Source organism: Agromyces sp. P1_H4, from assembly GCF_056405255.1.
Genome location: NZ_JBFUCL010000250.1, coordinates 1 through 5,686, shown reverse-complemented (window position 1 = coordinate 5,686; position 5,686 = coordinate 1). Strand labels below are relative to the sequence as shown.

General features: G+C 72.0%; 8 protein-coding genes. 4 read left to right on the top strand and 4 right to left on the bottom strand.

Going from position 1 to position 5,686, the window contains the following annotated elements:
* Both AC1DY2_RS14285 and AC1DY2_RS14280 read left to right on the top strand, forming a co-directional pair.
* Positions 1–827 (top strand): dihydrolipoamide acetyltransferase family protein (locus tag AC1DY2_RS14285; RefSeq protein ID WP_476763035.1); only part of this gene is annotated, 827 nt, incomplete at its 5' end.
* A gap of 27 nt (positions 828–854) precedes the next feature.
* Positions 855–1,163, top strand: coding sequence for a 4a-hydroxytetrahydrobiopterin dehydratase (locus AC1DY2_RS14280; RefSeq protein ID WP_476763034.1), 309 nt, complete (start codon positions 855–857; stop codon positions 1,161–1,163).
* Positions 1,164–1,220: 57 nt separating this feature from the next.
* Here the strand turns inward: AC1DY2_RS14280 and AC1DY2_RS14275 are convergent, their stop codons facing one another.
* The 3 genes from AC1DY2_RS14275 to AC1DY2_RS14265 are packed head-to-tail and all read right to left on the bottom strand — an operon-like array spanning position 1,221 to position 2,725.
* Positions 1,221–1,649, bottom strand: coding sequence for a cupin domain-containing protein (locus AC1DY2_RS14275; RefSeq protein ID WP_476763033.1), 429 nt, complete (start codon positions 1,647–1,649; stop codon positions 1,221–1,223).
* 24 nt (positions 1,650–1,673) lie between these two features.
* Positions 1,674–2,156: a GNAT family N-acetyltransferase gene (locus AC1DY2_RS14270; RefSeq protein ID WP_476763032.1), complete on the bottom strand. Its 483-nt coding sequence runs from the start codon at positions 2,154–2,156 to the stop codon at positions 1,674–1,676.
* Entirely contained in the window at positions 2,135–2,725 is a 591-nt protein-coding gene (locus AC1DY2_RS14265) for a TetR/AcrR family transcriptional regulator (protein WP_476763036.1), read from the bottom strand. The genes AC1DY2_RS14270 and AC1DY2_RS14265 overlap by 22 nt, the downstream gene beginning before the upstream one ends.
* Positions 2,726–2,960: 235 nt before the next feature.
* Here AC1DY2_RS14265 and AC1DY2_RS14260 point away from each other — a divergent pair, with 235 nt between their 5' ends.
* The gene (locus tag AC1DY2_RS14260; protein ID WP_476763031.1) at positions 2,961–4,568 is read left to right on the top strand and encodes a carboxyl transferase domain-containing protein; all 1,608 of its coding nucleotides are present in this window, start codon (positions 2,961–2,963) and stop codon (positions 4,566–4,568) included.
* 6 nt (positions 4,569–4,574) lie between these two features.
* On the opposite strand, the gene AC1DY2_RS14255 is transcribed toward AC1DY2_RS14260, so the two are convergent.
* Positions 4,575–5,300, bottom strand: coding sequence for an MBL fold metallo-hydrolase (locus AC1DY2_RS14255; RefSeq protein ID WP_476763030.1), 726 nt, complete (start codon positions 5,298–5,300; stop codon positions 4,575–4,577).
* A gap of 93 nt (positions 5,301–5,393) precedes the next feature.
* Between AC1DY2_RS14255 and AC1DY2_RS14250 the strand changes: the two genes are divergently transcribed.
* A partial coding sequence (locus tag AC1DY2_RS14250; RefSeq protein WP_476763029.1) for a TetR/AcrR family transcriptional regulator occupies positions 5,394–5,686 on the top strand: 293 nt, incomplete at its 3' end.

The following is a 5,686-nucleotide window of genomic DNA, read 5'->3' as shown; positions in this document are numbered from 1 at the left end:
GTACGGGGGAGCGCGGGCTCATCACCCGCGGCGACGTCGAGGCAGCGGCATCCGGCGCCACCGCCCCGGCGCACGCCCCCGACGTCGTCGCCGCGAGCGGGCCGGCAGGTGGCGACGGGACAGGCCTCGAGGAGACCCGCATCCCGATCAAGGGCGTGCGCAAGCACACCGCCGCCGCCATGGTGCGCAGTGCCTTCACCGCGCCGCACGTGACCGAGTTCCTCACGATCGACGTGACGGCCACGATGGAGCTCCTCCGCGGCATCCGTGACGACCGCGCCTTCGCGGGGCACAAGGTGACGCCGCTCACGGTGGTGGCGAAGGCCGTGTGCATCGCCGCCCGTCGCACCCCCGAGGTGAACTCCCGCTGGGACGAGGACGCCCAGGAGATCGTGCGCTTCGGCGGCGTGAACCTCGGCATCGCGGCGGCGACCGGGCGGGGCCTCGTGGTGCCCAACGTCAAGCGGGCCGAGCGGATGACCCTCATYGACCTCGCCGACGCGATCRCCGCGCTCGCCGAGACCGCACGTGCCGGGCGCACGCAGCCCGTCGACCTGAGCGGGGGCACCCTGTCGATCACGAACATCGGCGTCTTCGGGATCGATGCCGGCACGCCGATCCTGAACCCGGGGGAGGCCGCGATCCTCGCCATGGGCGCCGTGCGACGCCAGCCGTGGGAGCACCGCGGCGAGATCGCGCTGCGCGAGGTCATGACGCTCTCGCTGTCGTTCGACCACCGGCTCGTCGACGGCGAGCAGGGGTCGACGTTCCTCGCCGACATCGGCGCCATCCTGCGTGAACCGGGTCTCGCCCTCACGATGGCGTGATCACCGCATCGGCGGGAGGATGGGCGCATGCATGATCCGCGCGTCATCCTCTCGCCGGCCGAGACCGGCTCCGAACTCGACGGGTCGGGGTTCACCCACGAAGACCACCTGGTCGGGGCGTTCCGCACCGCCGACTTCGCGAGCGCGGTGCGCCTGCTCGACGCGGTCGCGCTCGAGGCGGATGCCGCGGACCACCACCCCGACGTGCACCTCGGGTGGGGGCGCATCTCGTTCGAGCTCAGCTCGCACGACGTGGGCGGCGTGACGAGCCGCGACGTGGCGCTCGCGCGACGCATCCGCGAACTCGCCGACGAGCAGGGCGCGAAGCCCGTCTGAGCCCGCCGCTGCGACGGCGCTGCTCCCAGGTGGCGGGGCGCGCGGGGGGCGGCGCCGCTACCAGGGCGCGGGGCGCTCGGTGTCGCGGGTGCTGTCGTCGGGGAAGTGCGGCAGCTCGGAGCCGCCGGCGCGGATGCACAGCCAGCGCAGCTGCTCGGCGCTGTCGGGCGCGCAGCGCCAGGTGCGCCACACCCCCTGTCCGACCCGCACGACCGTGCCGGCGCCGACGTCGACGACGTCGTCGTCGAGGCCCATCTGCCCGCGACCGTCGAGGAAGACGTAGACCTCCTCGATGCGTGCGTGCATGTGCCAGTAGCCCGCCTCCTCGCCCGGCTCGAGCGCGTTGGCCGTCATGCCGATGTACTGCATGGTCAGGTCGTGGTCGATCACGCGTCGGCCGTCGCGCGAACTCTCGGGCCGGAATCCGCCGTAGTGGCCGCGCCACTCGTCGAGTCCGCCCATCTCCAGCACCTCGTAGTCGCTCACGCCGCCACTGTAGCGGCGGCGGGCTCAGCCGAGGCGGTAGATCCGCTCCTCGATCTCGGTGCCGCGCGCGTTGGCGTAGCTCACCGCCGTGCCGACCTGCTCGAACCCGAGCTTCTCGAGCACGGCGATGGATGCCGCGTTGTCGGCGGCAACGCGAGCCCGCACGGGTCGTTCGCCCAGCGTGTCGAGGAAGAGGCGCATCGCCCGCGTCGCGATGTGGCGATTCCATTGGGCCGGGTCGATCCAGGTGGTGATCTCAGCGGCCCCGTCCTCGTACCAGCGCGCGATGCTGCCCACGATTTCGCCGTCGGCCCGGACCGTGCGGGCGTCGACCGAGGGATCGGCGAGGAGTCGCCGCCAGTGGGCGTCGAACGTCGCGCGGTCGCTCGGGTCGGGCGCGGTGAAGGCGGCCATGCGCACCGCCGCCTCGTCCTGCTCGAACGCGAAGAGTGCATCGAGATCCCCGTCGCGGGTCGCGCGCAGGGTCACGACATGAGGCTCGCCCATGTCATCTCCTCCAGGATGCCGCGGATGGTGCCGTCGGCCGGTCGGCGCCCGGGGATGCGGGCGCTGTGCGGAGTGGAGTTCAGGAGTCCGAAGGCGGCGTGTGCCCGGAACCTGAGCTCCGCCTCGGCCCGATCGGGCCGGAGTCGGGAGAGGGTGTCGACCCAGTGCTCGACGTAGCGTCGCTGCAGCGAACGCACCTCGTGGCGTGCGCCGCGGTCGAGCTGCCCGAGCTCGCGGTCCTGCACGACGATGACGTCGGCCTCGCCGAGGGCGAAGTCGACGTGGAAGCGGATGAGGGCGCGCAGTGCGTCGCGGGGCTCGTCGGCGGAGGCGAGGACCCGCTCGGCGCCGTCGAGCAGTGACCGGCTGGCGCCCTGCAGGATCGCCGCGAGCACGGCGGCCTTGCCGGGGAAGTGCCGGTACACGGCCGGTCCGCTCACGCCGACCGCCGCGCCGAGGTCTTCGATGGTGACGCCCGCGTATCCGCGTTCGGCGAAGAGCGTGGCGGCGGCCCCGAGGATCGCGGCGCGACGGTCGGCCTTCTGGCGACTGCGCTCGGTCAGCGGCATGGCGTCGGGGGCACCGTCGGACGGTGCGGCCCTGGAGACGTCGGCCGGCGCATCGGCCTCAACCGCGGCGTCGGCGTCGGCCGTGCGGGCCGTCGCTGCGCCGGTGCCGGCCTCGTCGAGGGTGCTTGCCATGTCGGTGGGTGCTCGCTAACATCGGGAATCGAGTTAGTGCACACTAACCGAAATTCCGTGCTCCGCACAAGAGGCGCGCGGTCGACGAAGACAGGCGGCGCGGATGACGACCCTCACGACGGGCATCGACCCCTCGAGCGACACGGCGCGCCGCAACGCCGAGGCGCACGCCGAGCTCGTTCGCGAACTCCGCGAGAAGCTCGCCACCGCGGCGCTCGGCGGGCCCGAGTCCTCCCGTGAGCGGCACGTCGCCCGGGGCAAGCTGCTGCCGCGCGACCGCGTCGACCGGCTGCTCGACGAGGGGAGCCCGTTCCTCGAGCTCTCACCGCTCGCGGCCGACGGCATGTACGGCGGCGATTCGCCGGGTGCGGGCATCATCACGGGCGTCGGGCTCGTGCAGGGCCGACCGGTGGTGGTCGTCTGCAACGACGCGACGGTCAAGGGCGGCACGTACTACCCGATGACGGTGAAGAAGCATCTCCGTGCGCAGGAGGTCGCCGAGCAGCACCGCCTCCCGTGCGTCTACCTCGTGGACTCGGGCGGCGCGTTCCTCCCGAAGCAGGACGAGGTGTTCCCCGACCGCGACCACTTCGGCCGCATCTTCTACAACCAGGCGCAACTGTCGTCGCAGCGCATCCCGCAGCTCGCGGCCGTGCTGGGCTCGTGCACGGCCGGCGGCGCCTACGTGCCCGCCATGAGCGACGAGAGCGTCATCGTGCGCGACCAGGGCACGATCTTCCTGGGCGGGCCGCCGCTCGTGAAGGCGGCCATCGGCGAGGTCGTCACGCCCGAGGAGCTCGGCGGCGGCGAGCTGCACTCCCGCATCTCGGGGGTCACCGATCACCTCGCCGACGACGACGAGCACGCCCTCGAGCTCGTCCGCGACATGGTGGCGACGCTGCCCGCTCCGCCCGCGCGGGCCTGGACGGTCCGCGAGTCGCGGCCGCCCGCCGTCGATCCTGCCGACCTCACGGCTGCCGTGCCGGTCGACGTGCAGCAGCCGTACGACGTCCACGAGGTCATCGCCCGGCTCGTCGACGACAGCGAGTTCAGCGAGTTCAAGCCCGACTACGGCGACACGCTCGTCACGGGCTTCGCACACCTCGACGGACACCCGGTGGGCATCGTCGCGAACAACGGCGTGCTCTTCAGCGAGTCGGCCATGAAGGGCGCCCACTTCATCGAGCTGTGCGACCAGCGCGGCATCCCGCTCGTGTTCCTCCAGAACATCTCGGGGTTCATGGTCGGCCGCGACGCCGAGGCCGGCGGCATCGCCAAGCACGGCGCGAAGATGGTCACCGCCGTGGCCACGACCCGCGTTCCGAAGCTCACGGTCGTCATCGGCGGGTCGTTCGGCGCCGGCAACTACTCCATGTGCGGGCGCGCCTACTCGCCGCGCTTCCTCTTCATGTGGCCGAACGCCCGCATCTCGGTGATGGGAGGCGAGCAGGCGGCATCCGTGCTCGCGACCGTGAAGCGCGACCAGCTCGCGGTGAAGGGCGAGGAGTGGCCGGATGCTGCGGAGCAGGCGTTCCGGGCGCCCATCCGCGAGCAGTACGAGCAGCAGGGGAGCCCCTACCACTCGACGGCGCGGCTCTGGGACGACGGCATCATCGATCCCGCCGACACCCGCACCGTGCTGGCCATGGCGCTCGAGCTCGCGAGTCGCACGCCGCTGCCCGAGCCCCGGTTCGGCCTCTTCCGCATGTGATCGGGTTCAGGAACCGGATGCCGCGGCCGCCTGCGTGACCTCGCGCACGGCCTCGTCGATCCCGCCGTTCCAGGGCGTGCCGTGACCGGGCAGGACCCAGGTCGTGCCCAGCCCGACGAGGCGCTGGAGCGATTCGATCGCCTCGTGGGGATCGTCGGTGAAGGGCGCCGGCTGCGGACCCCGTTCGCCGGTGAGCACGTGCCGGGTGGTGAGCGCGTCGCCGACGAACACGGCGTCGACGACGGGGACGTGGATGGCGATGCTGCCGGGGGAGTGCCCGGGCATGCCGATCACGCGGGGTGCACCGGGAAGGTCGAGCACGTCGCCGTCGTGCACGGCGACCACCTCGGCGAGCGGCGTGGTGCGCATGCCGTTCTTGCGGAGCGCGTACCACAGGAAGCCCACGGTGGCGCCGATCTTCATGTGGCCCCACTCGGGCTTGGTGGAGACCTCGCCGCGCGCGCGTGCCGCGTCGGCCTCGTGCACGAAGACGGGCACGCCGTGATCGCGCCGGAGTCGCTCGGCGAAGCCGATGTGGTCGCCGTCGCCGTGCGTGAGCACGACGCCGCGGACGTCGTCGACCGATCGGCCCATAGCGGCGAGCTCGGCCGTGAACTCCTTCCACTGACCGGCGAGGCCGGCGTCGATGACGGTGACGCCCTGGGGGGTGTCGACGAGGTACACGGCGACGACGTCGTTGCCGATGCGGTGGAGTGAGGGTGCCAGTTGCATCGCGGGATCCGATCTCATGTTCAGGGGTGGACGATGGCTATGCTACATAGCTATGATGGCTACGGTCAATAGCTAAAGACGATCGGAGTCGCCGTGCCCACACCCGACCGGACCTCGCTCGAGGCGATCGTCGACGCCGGTCGAGCGCTGCTCGAGTCCGACGGCCTCGACGGCCTGACCATGCAGGCGGTCGCCGAGCGAGTGGGCGTCCGCGCTCCGTCCCTCTACAAGCGCATCCGCAACCGCGACGACCTCGTCGCGCGCATCGCCGAGGCGACGCTCGGAGAGCTGCGCGAGCGACTCGACGACGCGGCGGAGCCGGAGAATGAGCCCGATCCGGCGCATGACACCGATCCGGGTGCCGAGCTGGCTCGGCTCGCCAGAGC

What these genes read in the sequence shown, in the direction of transcription:
- AC1DY2_RS14280 (WP_476763034.1), top strand. Translation starts at nt 855, where the DNA reads ATGCATGATCCGCGCGTCATCCTCTCGCCGGCCGAGACCGGCTCCGAA.
- AC1DY2_RS14270 (WP_476763032.1), bottom strand. Translation starts at nt 2,156, where the DNA reads ATGGGCGAGCCTCATGTCGTGACCCTGCGCGCGACCCGCGACGGGGAT.
- AC1DY2_RS14265 (WP_476763036.1), bottom strand. Translation starts at nt 2,725, where the DNA reads ATGCCGCTGACCGAGCGCAGTCGCCAGAAGGCCGACCGTCGCGCCGCG.
- AC1DY2_RS14260 (WP_476763031.1), top strand. Translation starts at nt 2,961, where the DNA reads ATGACGACCCTCACGACGGGCATCGACCCCTCGAGCGACACGGCGCGC.
- AC1DY2_RS14255 (WP_476763030.1), bottom strand. Translation starts at nt 5,300, where the DNA reads ATGCAACTGGCACCCTCACTCCACCGCATCGGCAACGACGTCGTCGCC.